Origin of the sequence: Rummeliibacillus sp. POC4 (assembly GCF_003576525.1) — a bacterium.
GTDB lineage: Bacteria > Bacillota > Bacilli > Bacillales_A > Planococcaceae > Rummeliibacillus.
The window spans coordinates 45,213-61,397 of sequence record NZ_QWUA01000004.1 but is presented as its reverse complement, the minus strand read 5'-3'; the positions used below and the strand labels follow the sequence as shown (position 1 = coordinate 61,397).

The window sequence follows — 16,185 nt, the reverse complement described above, 5'->3', positions numbered from 1 at the left end:
GAATATGTAATAGACATATTTCTATGAAAAAATGTTAAGATAGAGCAAAACGCTTTGAAAGAGGAATTTACATATGGCATATGATGGCTTATTTACACTAGCAATGACAAAAGAATTGCAACAACTGGTCACAGGTCGTATAGCTAAAGTGCACCAACCAAATGCACAAGAAATTATTTTAACAATACGAGCTAATGGCGGTAATCATAAATTATTATTTTCAATCCATTCATCTTACGCACGTGTTCATTTGACAAGTCAAACTGTCGAAAACCCTGCCGAACCACCCATGTTTTGTATGTTGTTACGAAAACATATTGAAGGTGGTTTTATAGAATCGATTGAACAAATCGATGGAGACCGAATAATTGTTTTAACAATCACAAGCAAAAACGAAATTGGAGATCCAATTACAAGAGAACTCCATGCTGAAATAATGGGACGACATAGTAACCTTATTTTGGTTGAAAAAGAATCGAAAAAAATCGTAGATAGTTTAAAACATTTACCACCTGCTATGAATAGCTACCGAACTGTTCTTCCAGGTCAAAATTATGTTGCACCTCCAGCGCAAAATAAAGTGAATCCGGCAGCTGTATCTCCCAAAGAGTTACAAACATTCTTCTCTACTGAGAAAACAGCACAAGAAATTGTTCAACATTTCACCGGCTTTTCTCCACTGCATGCCAATGAATTTTTATATCGTGTGAAAAACGGTGAAAAAACTTCGGCGGAACTTTTCCCTTCCTTTATACAAGAGTTTTCAAATGGTGGTAATTTACCAACTTTTGTGGAAGTGAACGGAAAAACACAATTTTCTCCTATAGAACTTACTCATTTAGAAGGCAAACCAACTACATATCCTTCTTTAAGCACATTACTCGATCGTGTGTTTTTTGCTAGAGCTGAACGTGACCGCGTGAAACAACAAGCCGGGGATCTTGAAAGATGGTTGCAAAATGAAATTAGTAAGTTACGCTTAAAACTAAAAAAACTTCAAAAGGATTTAAATCATGCCTCAAAATTAGACCAATATCAATTATTTGGTGAGTTATTGATGGCCAATATCTATAACTTTGAAAAAGGACAAAAAGAAGTTACTGTTGCCAATTATTACGATGAGAATGGTGCAGAAGTGAAAATTCCTTTAAGTGAACGAAAAACACCAATTGAAAATGCACAAAGTTATTACACAAAATATAACAAGGCAAAAAATGCATTAATTATGGTGCAACAACAAATTGATAAGACAAATGAAGATTTAGCTTATTTTGAAATGCTTTCACAACAAGTTCAACAAGCAGCTCCACATGATATTGAAGAAATTCGAGAAGAATTAGCAGAACAAGGTTTTATGAAGCTACGTGCTTCTAGACGACGTAAAAAACCGACAAAACCTTCTCCTGAAGAATTTATATCTTCAACTGGAATTCAAATTTCAGTAGGTAAAAACAATAAGCAAAATGATTATCTAACGTTCAAATTAGCAAGAAAATATGAGATTTGGATGCATACAAAAGATATTCCAGGCTCTCATGTCGTCATTCATAGTGCAGAGCCAGATGAACAAACTATAAGAGAAGCTGCTACTTTATCAGCTTATTTCAGTAAAGCGCGTGATTCCTCATCGGTACCGGTCGATTATACTGAAGTTCGTCAAGTGAAAAAGCCTAATGGTGCAAAACCAGGTTTCGTTATTTATTTTGAACAAAAAACAATTTATGTAACTCCTGATGAAGAATTAGTGATGACATTGAAACAAGATTAATATGTAAAATAACAAAGAGGTCGACAGCATAACAAAGGTCGACCTCTTTTAAAAATTTGATTATAAATTATCGGCAAAAAATACTAATCGATTACCACTTGGATCGTTAACAGCAAAATACGTTTCTAAATCTTGCATTTGGATAAACTGTTTTACATGATTTTTCATCTTATAATATGCAGCTTTTGATGGTAATTGAAATTGCACTTCTTGTAAGCCACTGTGTATAGCAATAGGATGTGCAATATTAGTACCAGACCAAGTATTTCCGGCAATATGATGATGATAACCACCTGCTGATACGAAAAATGCATCATCTAAAACAAGCTGAGATTCAAACCCTAATACTTGATTGTAAAATGACAACGTTTCTTTTAAGTTATCTACTCGCAAATGTACATGTCCAACCGTTGTACCTTGTGGTAATTTACCATCGCTTTCAAATTGAGCAATTTCTGCAAGCTCTTTAAAATTTAACGGATTACTCCCTTGAGGGTGCTGATTCCACTCTTCTTTTGGTCGATCAGCGTAAATTTCAATGCCATTACCTTCCACATCCGATAAATAGAATGCTTCACTATAACCGTGATCACTTGCACTATCTAATTTAGCAATTGGAATGATACGTTCGAAATGAGGAAAACGGGTTTCTTGTTCTTGAGGACTATCTACTGTTTGTTTATTTCTCAAAATTTCGAAGAACTTTGTTGCAAATGCCTCTCTACTTGGTACTAGAAAGGCGATGTGAAATAACCCTGTACTTTTTGCGGGTTGCAACTTTTCAGCTGTTTTCCGCAATTCTAAAAGCACCTTTGAATCCCCTTTTACGCCTAAGTATGCATAACTTTCAGTACTACTAAGTAACTCTAAACCTACGACTTGTTCATAGAAAGCTATCTGTCTTGCTAAATCAATCACTTTAAGTACAACTCTTTTAATATTTGTTTGTGGATTAATAGTATACTGAGGTAAAAATTCTTCTAATTGTTCAGCCATTTTCAAACCCTTTCTAAAACCATAGTTTTTTGATAGGTTTTCTTTATTTTAATGTAGTTTGAACAATATGACAAATAAAAAGATTTGTCCGTGGGTAAAATATTGGACGTTTATTGTTAATAAATTGGTTTAAGCGAGAAAGCTCCTATCTCTTGGACAATCTTCTAAGAAATAAGAGCATCTTGCTTTTTATAAACAGCATTATTTTAAATCACTTTATAATTTTCCAGCTTTTAAATCTTTATGCCATTGGAGTAATGCGGGGATATCATTTTCTTGTATTGCACCTGTTTCTTTAGCAGCATCTACAAGTGCTTCAAAATTTGATAAGCTTTTATATGGAACACCTGCTTCATCAAAGTTTTGTTGTGCACGAGGTAGCATATAAGAATAAACAGAAACTACACCTAATACTTCTGCTCCTTCACGACGAAGTGCTTCGACAGCAGTAATACTTGAACCACCTGTTGAAATAATATCTTCGACAACCACTACTTTTTGTCCCTTATGTAATCTACCTTCTGTTTGGTTGCCTCGACCATGATCTTTTGGTTTTGAACGTACATAGACCATAGGTAAATCTAGAATATCGCTAACCCATGCCGCATGAGGAATTCCTGCTGTCGCAGTTCCAGCAACAACTTCAGTTTCAGGAAAGTTTTCTTTGATCAACTCAGCAAGACCATTTGCGATTGTTTTTCGTACTTTTGGATAAGAGATTGTAAGTCGAGTATCACAATAGATTGGTGATTTTATACCTGAAGCCCACGTAAAAAGCTCTGTTGGATTTAACTCAACTGCACCTACCTCTAACATACCCTGTGCTACATCTTTTTGAATTGTCATTTTATTGTCCTCCCCATGTTGATTGTACGATATGATAGGCTTCCACCACATCATTAGCTTGTGTGATCGCACGACCTACTACGATATGTGTAGAACCATTTTCTTTTGCAAACGATGGTGTTGCAACACGTTTTTGATCATGTAATGCACCACCAGATAAACGAATGCCAGGTGTTACTTTAAGAAATTCTTTACCACAAACTTTTTCGATAGCTTTTGCCTCTAAAACAGAGCAGACAACACCATCTAGCCCGGATTCCTTTGCTAACTTTGCATAATTTAGAACAGATTCTTCCAATGTAGTTGTGATTTTTTGCTCGCGATGCATTTGCTCCTCACTTGTTGAAGTAAGTTGCGTCACTGCTATTAAGGCTGGGCGTTTTCCCCCTACCGGCGTTCCTTCTTGCAAACCTTCTAATGCCGCTTTCATCATTTCGCTACCTCCAGCAGCATGAACATTAACCACATCTACACCAAGCTTCGCCAAACCTCTCATTGCAGATTTAACAGTATTGGGTATGTCGTGAAGTTTTAAATCAAGAAAAACTTCATGACCTTGCGCTTTTATCTTTTTAATGATGGATGGGCCTTCTTGTAAATAAAGTTCTAGTCCTACTTTCACAAATAATGATTCTTGAAATTGAGATAGAAATTGAAAGACTTTCTCTTCAGACGGAAAATCTAAAGCAATTATCGGCTTATCTGTCATTTATCGATGGCTCCTTCCAACAAGATCTGATATTTTTTCACAGTTTAGTTCATCTAACTTTTGAGGTAACTCGTCGATGATATTCGGGCATACAAAAGGATCCACAAAGTTTGCAGTACCAACAGCAACAGCACTTGCCCCCGCAGATAAGAAATCAATGACATCTTCAGCATTTGTTATACCACCCATACCAATGATTGGAATATTCACTTGTTGACTTACATCATATACCATTCTAATAGCTACTGGTTTAACAGCTGGACCTGATAATCCACCAGTACCATTTGCAATAATAGGCTTTCCTGTTTTTGGATGTAGTCTCATACCAATTAATGTATTAATCATGGTAATACCATCGGCGCCACCAGCTTCAACTGCCTTTGCAATTTCTACTATATTCGTAACATTTGGAGATAGCTTCACATATACAGGAACTTTGGATACAGCTTTGACGGCTGCTGTTAGTTCACTTGCAGTCTTAGGATCTGTACCAAATTGAATCCCACCACATTTGACATTCGGACAAGAAATATTTAACTCCAATGCTTTGACATTTGGTGCAGTTGAGATTTTTTCAGCTACAGCTACATAATCAGTTGTATCAGTTCCAGCGACATTTGCGATAATCGGGACATCATATTGTTCAAGCCAAGGCAATTCATATTCCATTACATGTGCCAACCCTGGATTTTGAAGCCCAATCGCATTTAACATTCCAGAAGATGTCTCAGCTACACGAGGTGTTGGATTTCCTTTACGAATCTCCAACGTTGTTGCTTTAATCATAATTGCTCCAAGTTTCGATAAATCATATAATTTTGCATACTCTTGACCAAAGCCAAAACACCCAGATGCAGGTATAATTGGATTTTTCAATGATAATCCTGGCAACTCAACTTGTAATCGATTCATAATGCAACCACCCCTCTCGGAAAGACAGGACCATCTGAACAAACTTTCAAATAGTCATTTTCAACTGCATCAGTTGTTTTACAAACGCATGCATAGCAAGCACCTAGACCGCAGCCCATTCTTTCTTCAAAAGATAGAAAGCCTTTTTTATCAGGATATGTTTGCTCCAAAGCCTTTAACATTGGTAGTGGACCACAACTATAAAAAACATCAAACTCTGGGTTCAGTTGAGCTAATAAATCCGTTACAAAACCTTTTGTGCCGTAGCTTCCATCTGCTGTTACAATGTAAGTCTCACCAAGTTCACTAAATTGTTTTTCATAAAAAACATTATTAATCGATTGGAACCCTAGTACATGGATTGTACGAACACCCTTAGCATTTAGTTGTTTAGATAACTCATACAATGGCGGTACACCGATCCCCCCACCAACTAACAAGGCTGTCTCTCCTGTATTTGCCTCTTCTACAGGAAAACCATTTCCTAATGGACCAAGTATATCTACTTCGTCTCCTGGTTGTTTTAACGATAATAATTTAGTACCTCTACCACCAGCACGATACAACATAGTAAATTCCATATGTTCTGGGTCAATTGAACAAATGCTAATTGGTCTTCTTAATAATGGTTCGAAACTATCAGAGACACGGATATGTACAAATTGTCCAGGTTGTTTCATTTCAAGGGAAAGCTGACCAATTAAGGTCAGCTCAAAAATATCATCTGCTATTTGTTTATGACGTACGACTTTCATTCTCTCTTGTTTAATCATGCATGCACCTCTAATTCTGCCTTTGGCATAGCACTAGCTGTAAATGTCATGGATTCAATAACTCTTAAAATAGCATCTGCTGTATCAAGAGAAGTAAGACAAGCAACACCATTTTCTACGGACTCACGACGAATTCTAAAACCATCACGAGCAGGTTGTTTGCCTTTTGTTAGTGTATTAATAACTAATTGAGCATTACCATTTTGTATTACATCTAGTAATGTCGGGCCATTTGAGCCTATTTTATCAACAATCGTTGACTTAATACCGGCTTGTTTTAAAGATTCTGCTGTTCCAGGTGTTGCTAAAATGGAATAACCGATTTCTACAAAACGTTTTGCGAGTGTAATAGCTTCAGCTTTGTCTTTATCTGCAACGGTCATAAGCACTGCACCATGATCTTCAATTTTCATACCTGCTGCTACAAAACCTTTATACAATGCCTTTTCTAATGTGCTATCCTTACCCATTACTTCACCTGTGGACTTCATCTCAGGTCCTAAAGTTGTATCTACACGACGCAATTTTGCAAAACTAAATACCGGTACTTTTACAAAAACTCCTTTTTTAACTGGCGCTAATCCTGTTGGATAGCCTTGTTGTGGAATTGTATGGCCCAATATAGCTTTGGTTGCTACATTCGCCATAGGAATATTGGTAATCTTACTTAAAAATGGTACAGTACGTGATGCACGTGGATTTACTTCAATTACATAGACAACATCTTGAGAAATGACATATTGAATATTCATAAGTCCAATAATTCCTAATCCTTTTGCCAATCGAGTTGTATAGTCTACTAATGTATCTATATGTTTTTGTGATAAGTTTTGTGGCGGATATACTGCGATTGAGTCACCTGAGTGTACACCTGCACGTTCGATATGTTCCATAATTCCTGGAATTAGCACATTTTCGCCATCACAAATTGCATCTACTTCAATTTCTTTTCCTGTTAAATAACGGTCTATTAATACCGGATGTTCTGGTGATGCTTCTACGGCATTTTCCATATAGTGTTTTAATTCATCTGTATTATAGACGATTTCCATTGCACGGCCACCTAGTACATAGGAAGGTCGAACTAAAACCGGATAGCCGATCCCTTCTGCAATTGCAATCGCTTCAGGTGTGTTAGTTGCTGTTTTACCTAGAGGTTGTGGAATACCTAGTTCGTGTAGTGCTTCTTCAAAGCGGTCACGCGATTCAGCTCTATCGATTGAATCAAGTGAAGTCCCTAGAATTTTCACACCACGTGCTTCTAATTTGTCTGCTAGGTTAATCGCTGTTTGACCACCAAATTGAACAACTACCCCTTTTGGTTGTTCTAAATCGATAATATGCATAACATCCTCAATAGTTAGTGGTTCGAAATAAAGCTTATCTGAAATCGAGAAGTCAGTGGATACTGTTTCTGGATTTGAGTTAATAATGATAGCTTCATATCCAGCTTCTTGTATAGCCCATACTGAATGTACCGTTGCATAGTCAAACTCAACACCTTGACCAATGCGGATTGGGCCTGAACCTAAAACAATTACAGATTCGCGTTCTGAACGGATGGATTCATTTTCATCTTCATATGTTCCATAGAAGTATGGTGTTTCAGACTCAAATTCTGCTGCACATGTATCAACCATTTTGTAAACAGGTATGATGCCATGTTCTTTACGGAAATCATATACTTTGTTTGCTTGTGTATTCCAAAGTTTCGCGATTGTTTCATCTGCAAAGCCTAATTTTTTCGCTTTACGACATACATCCGGATTATTCGGATGCTCTTTTAAAACAGTTTCATAATCAATGATATTTTTAAATTTATCTAAGAAGAATAAATCGATTTGGCTCCATTCATGAATAGTTTCGATTGTGACACCTCTACGTATTGCTTCAGCAAGGAAGAATAGACGTTCATCTCCTGCCTTTTTAACACGTTTTTTAATCCATTCATCTGTTAAGTCTTCTGCATGTTTCATCTCGATATGTTTATGGCCTGTTTCAAGTGAACGTACTGCTTTAAGAATGGCCTCTTCAAAGTTACGGCCAATTGCCATTACTTCACCTGTTGCTTTCATTTGAGTACCTAAGTTTCGCTTTGCAGTTTCAAATTTATCAAATGGCCAACGAGGGATTTTTGCTACGATATAGTCTAAAGCTGGCTCGAAGCACGCATATGTTTTTCCAGTTACAGGGTTAATCATTTCATCTAAAGTTAAGCCAACAGCAATTTTTGCTGCAAGTTTGGCAATTGGGTATCCTGTTGCTTTTGATGCAAGTGCGGATGAACGGGATACACGAGGATTCACCTCAATAATATAGTAATTAAAGCTATTCGGATCAAGGGCTAATTGAACGTTACATCCACCTTCAATACCCAAAGCTCGAATTATTTTCAATGAGACATTTCGTAGCATGTGATATTCACGATCTGATAATGTTTGAGATGGCGCTACAACTATTGAATCACCTGTATGGATACCAACCGGGTCCACATTTTCCATGTTACATACTACAATTGCATTGTCTTTAGAATCACGCATTACTTCATATTCAATTTCTTTAAAACCAGCAATTGATCTTTCCAATAAACATTGAGTAACTGGTGAGTAGTTTAATCCTGAAGTAACAATTTCATGAAGATCTTGTTCGTTATAACAAATACCACCACCAGTACCCCCAAGCGTAAACGCTGGTCGAACGATGACTGGATAGCCGATTCTCTCAACAAATGCTTCGGCTTCTTCAAGGTTATGAATGATATCAGACTCAGGAGTCGGAACACCTAACTCATACATTAAATTTCGGAATAAATCACGATCCTCAGCTTGGTTAATAGCATCTAATTTTGTTCCTAAAATTTCAATTCCTAGCTCATCTAAAATCCCTGAATTATGAAGCTCAATTGCCATATTTAAACCCGTTTGTCCTCCAAGTGTAGGTAGGATTGCATCAGGACGTTCCTTACGTAAAATTCTAGAAACAAATTCAAGTGAGATTGGTTCTATGTATACTTTATCTGCAATCTCAGTATCTGTCATAATTGTAGCTGGATTTGAGTTTATAAGAATAACTCGGTAACCTTCCTCTTTAAGAGATAGGCAGGCTTGTGTACCTGCATAGTCGAATTCTGCAGCTTGACCAATGACAATAGGGCCAGAACCGATTACTAAAATGGATTTAATATCTTGGCGTTTAGGCATGTTGTTTTTGCTCCTCTCTAGTATTGTTATTCATTAACTCTATGAACTCATCAAATAAGTGGTTAGGATCTTCTGGTCCAGGTGAAGCTTCAGGGTGATATTGTACAGTGAATACAGGATATTTTTTATGTCGTAATCCTTCACATGTTCCATCATTTAAAGCGATATGTGTCACTTCCAAATCCGTTCCTTCAAGTGAATCACTATCAATTGCGAAGCCATGGTTTTGAGAAGTTAACTCTGTACGACCAGTACGAAGATCTTTTACAGGATGGTTTGCCCCTCTATGACCAAATTTCAACTTAAATGTCTTAGCGCCACATGCAAGACCGAACAGCTGTTGACCAAGGCAAATCCCGAAGATTGGCACTTTTCCGATTAGTTCTTTTACAGTTTCTATTGCTTCAGGAACATCTTGTGGATTTCCTGGGCCATTCGATAGCATAATACCATCAGGATGATATGCTAAAACTTCTTTTGCAGTTGTGTTGTACGGTACTACAATAACATCACAATCACGTTTGTTTAGCTCACGGAGAATTCCGTGTTTCATCCCAAAGTCCATCAATACAACACGTTTCCCGCGTCCAGGGGAAGGATATGCGCTTTTAGTAGAAACTTGTGCAACTTGATCTGTTGGTAATGTTGTATGACGAAGTTGTTCCACTACTTCATCTATATTCACTTCTTCCCCAGCCGCTGAAAGATAACCTTTTACAGAACCTTCGTTACGTATTAAACGAGTTAGTTTTCGTGTGTCTACACCTTCAATTCCTGGAATATCCTTCATTTTGAAATAGTCATCTAATGTTCCTGCATTACGGAAATTCGATGGAGCTTTTGCCAATTCATGTACGACAAATCCCTTAATTGCTGGTGAAATGGTTTCAAAGTCATCTCGGTTAACGCCATAATTTCCGATTAAAGGATATGTCATTGTAACAATCTGCCCGCAAAATGAGGGGTCAGAAAGCGTTTCTTGATAACCTGTCATCCCTGTAGTAAATACGACTTCGCCTTGTGATCCTTTTTCGCTACCGAAAGCCTGCCCTTCAAATACTTCGCCTGTTTCTAAAATGAGTTTTCTTGTTGTCATTGTGCATCCTCCCATACAATATTTCCCTTTGAAATTGTTAAGACTGGAAAACCTTTTGCCTTCCACCCATTAAAAGGTGTGTTTCTTCCTTTTGAGGCAAACTCTTCTGCATTTACGACTTTCTCTTCTTTCAAATCTAATAGAACTAAATCTGCTGATGCTCCAACTTCAATTTTCCCATATGGTAAATTGAAAAGTTTAGCTGGTTTTATAGACATCCAATCAATTAATTGCTTAAGAGTCCATTTTCCAGTTTCAACAAATTGTGTATATAAAAGCGGGAAAGCTGTTTCAAATCCAACGATTCCAAATGGTGCACCTACCATTCCGCAGCATTTTTCTTCCTGTGTATGAGGTGCATGGTCTGTCGCAATACAATCTATAGTACCGTCAAGTAATCCTTCATGTAGCGCTTGCCAATCGTCATTTGCTCGGAGTGGTGGATTCATCTTCCAATTTGCATCATCAGATGGAATATCCATCTCTTCTAATAACAAATGATGTGGACAGACTTCAGCGGTCACATTGATACCAGCTGCTTTTGCGTCTCGTACCACTCGTACGGATTCTTTTGTTGAAACATGACACACATGATAATGAGCGCCTGCCGCTTCTGCTAAGAGCACATCACGTGCAATTTGAACAGATTCACAAATAGAAGGAATTCCAGGTAGATTCAATTCCTTGTTACGTTTTCCATCATGCATAACACCGTTATAAATTAGCGAGTTATCTTCACAGTGAGCAACAACTGTCATACCAATTTTTGCAGCATCTTTCATTTGTTCATACATAGTTGCCGCTTCTTGAACACCTACACCATCATCTGAAAAGGCGACAGCACCATGTTCTTTTAAAGCTCTTAAATCTGTTCGAGCATCACCTGATTGTGCTACTGTAAGTGAGCCATATGGAAGTACTCGAACAATCGCACTTTTTTCTATTAAACCATTGATCATATCCAAGTTTTCTATAGAATCAGGTACTGGTTTTGTATTTGGCATTGCACAAATTGTAGTAAATCCACCCTTTGCAGCTGACATAGTGCCTGTTGCAATTGTTTCTTTGTGTTCAAAACCTGGTTCACGTAAATGGACGTGAACATCTACAAAGCCCGGCGCAATCACATGACCTTTTCCATCAATTGTTTCATCAGCATTTCGCTCTAAATGCTCACCGATTGTAGCAATTTTACCATCCTCGATAAAAATTTCAGTGGCATTTAAATCTCCTTGCTCATCTAGCATCAGAACGTTCTTTAAAAGTTTTGTCATGGTTAGTTTCGTCCCTTCAAGATATTTTCGACAATTGCCATTCTTACAAAAACTCCATTTTCTATTTGCTTGAAAATCCGTGATCGCTCACATTCTACAAGTGATGAGTCAATCTCTACTCCACGGTTTACAGGTGCAGGATGCATAATAATTGCCCCATCTTTCATTCGTTTCTCTCTTTCCTTTGTCAAGCCATATCTTGTATGGTAACTTTCATCGGAATATCCCTCAAATGCAGCATCTCGTTCGTGTTGTACGCGCAACAGCATAATTACATCACTAGTTTCAAGTAAGTCATCCCAATCATGATGGGCTTCAAATTCCGCTTGCCATTGGGTAGGACAAACAATATTGACATTCGCACCTAGACGACGAAGGGCAATAATATTCGACTTAGCTACTCTACTATGAGACACATCACCTGCTATTGTAATATTTAAGCCTTCAAATTTACCAAACTCTTTGAAAATTGTGTATAAATCTAGCATAGATTGAGAAGGATGTTGGCCTGCCCCATCTCCTGCATTAATAATCGATACGTTAATACCCTCTAATAATTCTTCATAATAGGCATCCTTTTTATGACGAATAACTACTGCATCCATTCCAATCGACTCTAACGTTTTCACTGTATCGTACAATGTTTCACCTTTTAAAGTACTTGAAAATCCTGCTTCAAAAGGAATGACGGTTGCACCAATTCGGCGTTCGGCAGTTTCAAAACTTGTTTTTGTTCTTGTACTTGGCTCAAAGAATAGATTTGCTACTAAGTAGTCTCGTTCTAGTTGTGATTTTGCTCCTGCTTCAAACTCTGCAGCGCGTTTTAGAATCGCTTCGATTTCTTCGTTAGATACACTTTCCATTGACAGTAAATTTTTCATCATGTGCCTCCTAATATTTATGTAAATAAAAGCCTCCTTGGAATATCAAGGAGGCTCAGGAAGGATATGACATGATAGACTATTGCTTTTCACCTATCGTATCAATTCACCCTTCTGTGCCTCTCTGGGCAACTTTTAAAAGGTTGTCTTATTTAATTTTTTTTATGTTTTTCTTGTTCTTCATCAGCTAGTAATTCTAAATCAGGTTGTGCTTTACCGGGTAAAATAAGGTTTAACACAACTCCTACGATGGCAGCTAATGCCATTCCTTGAATTGAGAATGTTTCAGAAAAGATGATCTTCGCACCACCAATACCTAGAATCAGGATTACGGAAGCTATGACTAAATTTCGTTTATCATCAAAATCGATTTTGTTTTCTACTAACATTCGTAAACCACTTGACGCAATTATACCGAATAGTAGGATGGAAACTCCACCAAGTACTGGTGTAGGAATTGTTCCTACTAGTGTCATTAACTTACCTGAAAAGGCTAAGATTATTGCACTTACTGCTGCACCGCCAATTACCCAAACACTGAATACGCGAGTCAAAACAAGTACACCGATATTTTCACCATAAGTCGTTTTTGGCGGTCCACCGATTAATGAGCTAATTAATGTTCCAAGACCGTCACCTAATAATGATCGGTTTAACCCAGGTTCTTTAATGAAGTTACGGCCAACTACTTTACCTAAAACCAACTGATGTCCAATATGCTCTGAAATCGTTACGATGACGATTGGAACCATTGCTAAAAGTAATGTTGATGTAATGTTGAAGTCGTAATCAATTCCAGGAATCAAGAAATCTGGTGCTTGAATCCATTTAGCCTCTATCACTTTGTTGAAGTTGATTAAGTGCGTTCCAAATACAGCATCTGAAATTAGAGATGCAATGTAACCCACAACCATCCCTATCAAAATTGGCATTGTACTAATAACACCCTTAAAGTAGTTGTTACAAATAATAGCTGCGATTAAAGTAATTAAAGCTACTGTAAAGTATGGCAGACTATAAACTGCATCTGGTGTGTTGGCATTTTCATACATTGCCATATTAACTGCAGTGACTGCTAAGCCTAAACCGATTACCATAATAACCGGTGCCACTACAATCGGTGGTAAGATTTTCATAATCCATTTATATCCTGTTTTCCAAATGAATAATGAAACGAGTCCGTATACTAAACCAACGGCCATTGCACCAATCATCGCACTTCCAGGTCCTCCTGCAGCAGATGCTACTTGGATAGGTGCAATAAATGCAAATGATGATCCTAAATAAGCTGGAACTTTAAACTTAGTTACCAATAAAAAAACTAAAGTAGCAATACCACTTGTTAGTAGTGCGATTGCAGGTGATAAATTTGTTAATGTTGGTACAAGAATTGTTGAACCGAACATCGCAAACATATGTTGTAAACTCAACGTAATTAGTTGCCCGGTTTTTGGCTTATCGTTGATATCTAAAACAGCTTTTGACATATCTATAATTCCTCCGTATTTAAAGCTTCATATCTATTCGTAAATGGCTACTAAATCTTGATCATCAACTTCTACCATACTTACGACAATTCGTTCATGGCTTGCTGTTGGAATATTCTTTCCTACAAAGTCTGCTCGTATTGGGAGTTCTCTGTGACCACGGTCTACTAAGACTGCAAGTTGGACTTGTGAAGGTCTACCGATATCCATTACAGCATCCATTGCTGCTCGTACCGTTCTACCAGTATAAAGAACATCATCAACTAAAATTACTTTTTGATTTGTTACATCATAAGTAATATCCACTTGTTGTACAAGAGCTTCTTCATTGATCGTTTTAACTGATAAATCATCTCGATACAAAGAAATGTCCAATTCACCTGAACGAATTTCTTTCTTTTCGATTGTATTTATTTTTTGGGCTAAACGTCTCGCAAGAAAGGCGCCTCTTGTTTTAATCCCAACAAGAATACATTCATCAATTCCTTCGTTACGTTCAATAATTTCATGAGCAATTCGCGTTAATGCTCTGTTCATCGCTGCTTGGTCTAGAAGCTCGGCTTTTTTAGTCATATATTTTGCCTCCTTTCTTGGCTAAAAACAAAAAACTCTTGAGCTAAGAGCCCAAGAGGATATAGGTATACTTATAGATATGTCAAATAGACTGTAACTCGTACAGTAATCTCACATTCTTCGCATCCCTTCTCAGCCTCTCTGGACTGTCTTTAAAAGGTGAATATTAGATTTTCACTGAACTAAGTATATTCTTTTATGACTTAAGTAGTCAATAGTTATTTTTCAATTCTTCTAGCAACTGTTGGTAATCTGCAGGAAGCGGTACTTCAAATTCCAAATATTCTTTTGTTCTTGGATGCACAAATCCTAAAATGCCGGCGTGTAATACTTGACCTCCAAAGTCGATAGTCTTTTTAAGACCATATTTTGGATCTCCAACTAAGGGATAGCCGATATAATTCATATGCACACGAATTTGATGTGTACGCCCTGTTTCTAATCGGCATTCGATTAGTGTATAGTCAACACCAAAGCGGCCAATTACTTGGAAATGTGTGACAGCATGTTTACCATTATCAACAATGCCCATTTTTTGACGATCTTTAGGATCACGACCAATTGGCGCATCAATAGTTCCTTTATCATGTGGAATATGACCATGAACCAATGCTGTGTAACGGCGAGTTACGGTTTTATCTACTAATTGTTGTACAAGAGATTCATGTGCTTGGTCATTTTTCGCAACCATTAAAAGGCCTGAAGTATCTTTGTCAATCCGATGGACAATTCCAGGACGCATCACACCATTAATGCCCGATAAATCTTTACAATGATACATTAGCCCATTTACTAAAGTACCTTTTGTATGACCAGGCGCTGGATGTACTACCATGCCTTTCGGTTTGTTAACAACTAAAACATCTGAATCTTCATAAACAATCTCAAGATTCAAATCCTCAGCAATAATTTCAAGTGGTTCTGGTTCAGGCGGATTTACCTCTATAACGTCCCCTACTTGAACTTTATATTTTCGATTTACTTCCTGTCCATTTACGTTGACAAAACCTCCTTGTACAAAACCTTGAATTTGAGTTCGTGACCATTCTTGTTGCATAGAGGCAAGTGCTTTATCAATTCGTTCACCGTTTACCTCTTCTGTTGCAGTATATATTACTGACATTACTTCACCTTTTTCTTTTCTAATTTATCTTCAAACACCATATAAATAATTAGCAAAATAACACCAAAAGTTAGAGATGCATCTGCAATATTAAATATCGGAAAATCATAATTGATCACCGGAATAATTACATGTACAAAGTCTACTACTTCCCCACGGAATAATCGATCGATAAAGTTTCCAATTGCTCCGCCTAATAATAGCATTAGACTTACTTGAAACATCGGTTTTCCTTTTGCTTCTTTATGGTAGTAATATATAATACCCGCAATTACTATCACTGTGACAAGTGCAAATAACCAAAATTGACCTTGCAACATCCCCCATGCTGCACCACGATTTCGATGTGATAACAATCCAAAATAAGGATCCAAAATCGAAATACTTTCCCCATAATGCATATTCTCAACAATACTCCATTTTGACAGTTGATCAAGTATGATCACGAAAATAGCTATTCCATAATATTTATACACAGCAAGTCCTCCGTTTACTCCCGAATCTAACCTATTTTATCATATAATGTCCAGAATCGAAAAAAATGGCC

At 37.2% G+C, this 16,185-nt stretch carries 14 protein-coding genes; 1 reads left to right on the top strand and 13 read right to left on the bottom strand.

The genetic code is table 11. The features are described from left to right. Nucleotides 1–73: 73 nt before the first annotated feature. Nucleotides 74–1,768: an Rqc2 family fibronectin-binding protein gene (locus D1606_RS01390; protein ID WP_119414231.1), complete on the top strand. Its 1,695-nt coding sequence runs from the start codon at nucleotides 74–76 to the stop codon at nucleotides 1,766–1,768. A 60-nt stretch (nucleotides 1,769–1,828) separates the two neighbouring features. Here the strand turns inward: D1606_RS01390 and D1606_RS01385 are convergent, their stop codons facing one another. The 13 genes from D1606_RS01385 to lspA all read right to left on the bottom strand — a co-directional run bounded on the left by D1606_RS01385 (nucleotide 1,829) and on the right by lspA (nucleotide 16,114). Beyond that, a complete protein-coding gene (locus D1606_RS01385; protein WP_119414230.1) occupies nucleotides 1,829–2,764 on the bottom strand; it encodes a VOC family protein in 936 nt (311 codons plus the stop codon). Between the two features lie 216 nt (nucleotides 2,765–2,980). Then, the gene (gene pyrE, locus D1606_RS01380) at nucleotides 2,981–3,610 is read right to left on the bottom strand and encodes an orotate phosphoribosyltransferase (protein ID WP_119414229.1); all 630 of its coding nucleotides are present in this window, start codon (nucleotides 3,608–3,610) and stop codon (nucleotides 2,981–2,983) included. A 1-nt stretch (nucleotide 3,611) separates the two neighbouring features. After that, complete coding sequence (gene pyrF / locus D1606_RS01375; protein ID WP_119414228.1) at nucleotides 3,612–4,319, bottom strand: orotidine-5'-phosphate decarboxylase; 708 nt, start codon at nucleotides 4,317–4,319, stop codon at nucleotides 3,612–3,614. Continuing rightward, nucleotides 4,320–5,231 carry a dihydroorotate dehydrogenase gene (locus tag D1606_RS01370; RefSeq protein ID WP_119414227.1) on the bottom strand — a complete coding sequence of 304 codons (912 nt, stop codon included), beginning with the start codon at nucleotides 5,229–5,231 and terminating at the stop codon, nucleotides 4,320–4,322. Continuing rightward, the gene (locus tag D1606_RS01365; protein ID WP_119414226.1) at nucleotides 5,228–6,004 is read right to left on the bottom strand and encodes a dihydroorotate dehydrogenase electron transfer subunit; all 777 of its coding nucleotides are present in this window, start codon (nucleotides 6,002–6,004) and stop codon (nucleotides 5,228–5,230) included. The genes D1606_RS01370 and D1606_RS01365 overlap by 4 nt, the downstream gene beginning before the upstream one ends. After that, nucleotides 6,001–9,204: a carbamoyl-phosphate synthase large subunit gene (carB, locus tag D1606_RS01360; RefSeq protein WP_119414225.1), complete on the bottom strand. Its 3,204-nt coding sequence runs from the start codon at nucleotides 9,202–9,204 to the stop codon at nucleotides 6,001–6,003. The genes D1606_RS01365 and carB overlap by 4 nt, the downstream gene beginning before the upstream one ends. Beyond that, a complete protein-coding gene (locus D1606_RS01355; RefSeq protein ID WP_119414224.1) occupies nucleotides 9,197–10,300 on the bottom strand; it encodes a carbamoyl phosphate synthase small subunit in 1,104 nt (367 codons plus the stop codon). Before D1606_RS01355 ends, carB begins: the two co-directional genes overlap by 8 nt. Then, nucleotides 10,297–11,574, bottom strand: a complete 1,278-nt coding sequence (locus tag D1606_RS01350) for a dihydroorotase (RefSeq protein ID WP_119414223.1) — start codon at nucleotides 11,572–11,574, stop codon at nucleotides 10,297–10,299. The genes D1606_RS01355 and D1606_RS01350 overlap by 4 nt, the downstream gene beginning before the upstream one ends. A 2-nt stretch (nucleotides 11,575–11,576) precedes the next feature. After that, nucleotides 11,577–12,455: an aspartate carbamoyltransferase catalytic subunit gene (locus tag D1606_RS01345; protein ID WP_119414222.1), complete on the bottom strand. Its 879-nt coding sequence runs from the start codon at nucleotides 12,453–12,455 to the stop codon at nucleotides 11,577–11,579. A gap of 152 nt (nucleotides 12,456–12,607) precedes the next feature. Beyond that, nucleotides 12,608–13,942: a uracil-xanthine permease family protein gene (locus tag D1606_RS01340; RefSeq protein WP_119414221.1), complete on the bottom strand. Its 1,335-nt coding sequence runs from the start codon at nucleotides 13,940–13,942 to the stop codon at nucleotides 12,608–12,610. A gap of 33 nt (nucleotides 13,943–13,975) precedes the next feature. Then, a complete protein-coding gene (gene pyrR, locus D1606_RS01335) occupies nucleotides 13,976–14,515 on the bottom strand; it encodes a bifunctional pyr operon transcriptional regulator/uracil phosphoribosyltransferase PyrR (protein WP_119414220.1) in 540 nt (179 codons plus the stop codon). Between the two features lie 211 nt (nucleotides 14,516–14,726). Further along, entirely contained in the window at nucleotides 14,727–15,638 is a 912-nt protein-coding gene (locus tag D1606_RS01330) for an RluA family pseudouridine synthase (RefSeq protein WP_119414219.1), read from the bottom strand. Then, nucleotides 15,638–16,114 carry a signal peptidase II gene (lspA, locus tag D1606_RS01325; protein ID WP_119414218.1) on the bottom strand — a complete coding sequence of 159 codons (477 nt, stop codon included), beginning with the start codon at nucleotides 16,112–16,114 and terminating at the stop codon, nucleotides 15,638–15,640. The genes D1606_RS01330 and lspA overlap by 1 nt, the downstream gene beginning before the upstream one ends. Nucleotides 16,115–16,185 lie beyond the last annotated feature (71 nt).

Bases quoted from the DNA above. Each gene is read 5' to 3' on its own strand.
- D1606_RS01390 (WP_119414231.1), top strand. From the start codon at position 74: ATGGCATATGATGGCTTATTTACACTAGCAATGACAAAAGAATTGCAA.
- D1606_RS01385 (WP_119414230.1), bottom strand. From the start codon at position 2,764: ATGGCTGAACAATTAGAAGAATTTTTACCTCAGTATACTATTAATCCA.
- pyrE (WP_119414229.1), bottom strand. From the start codon at position 3,610: ATGACAATTCAAAAAGATGTAGCACAGGGTATGTTAGAGGTAGGTGCA.
- pyrF (WP_119414228.1), bottom strand. From the start codon at position 4,319: ATGACAGATAAGCCGATAATTGCTTTAGATTTTCCGTCTGAAGAGAAA.
- D1606_RS01370 (WP_119414227.1), bottom strand. From the start codon at position 5,231: ATGAATCGATTACAAGTTGAGTTGCCAGGATTATCATTGAAAAATCCA.
- D1606_RS01365 (WP_119414226.1), bottom strand. From the start codon at position 6,004: ATGATTAAACAAGAGAGAATGAAAGTCGTACGTCATAAACAAATAGCA.
- carB (WP_119414225.1), bottom strand. From the start codon at position 9,204: ATGCCTAAACGCCAAGATATTAAATCCATTTTAGTAATCGGTTCTGGC.
- D1606_RS01355 (WP_119414224.1), bottom strand. From the start codon at position 10,300: ATGACAACAAGAAAACTCATTTTAGAAACAGGCGAAGTATTTGAAGGG.
- D1606_RS01350 (WP_119414223.1), bottom strand. From the start codon at position 11,574: ATGACAAAACTTTTAAAGAACGTTCTGATGCTAGATGAGCAAGGAGAT.
- D1606_RS01345 (WP_119414222.1), bottom strand. From the start codon at position 12,455: ATGAAAAATTTACTGTCAATGGAAAGTGTATCTAACGAAGAAATCGAA.
- D1606_RS01340 (WP_119414221.1), bottom strand. From the start codon at position 13,942: ATGTCAAAAGCTGTTTTAGATATCAACGATAAGCCAAAAACCGGGCAA.
- pyrR (WP_119414220.1), bottom strand. From the start codon at position 14,515: ATGACTAAAAAAGCCGAGCTTCTAGACCAAGCAGCGATGAACAGAGCA.
- D1606_RS01330 (WP_119414219.1), bottom strand. From the start codon at position 15,638: ATGTCAGTAATATATACTGCAACAGAAGAGGTAAACGGTGAACGAATT.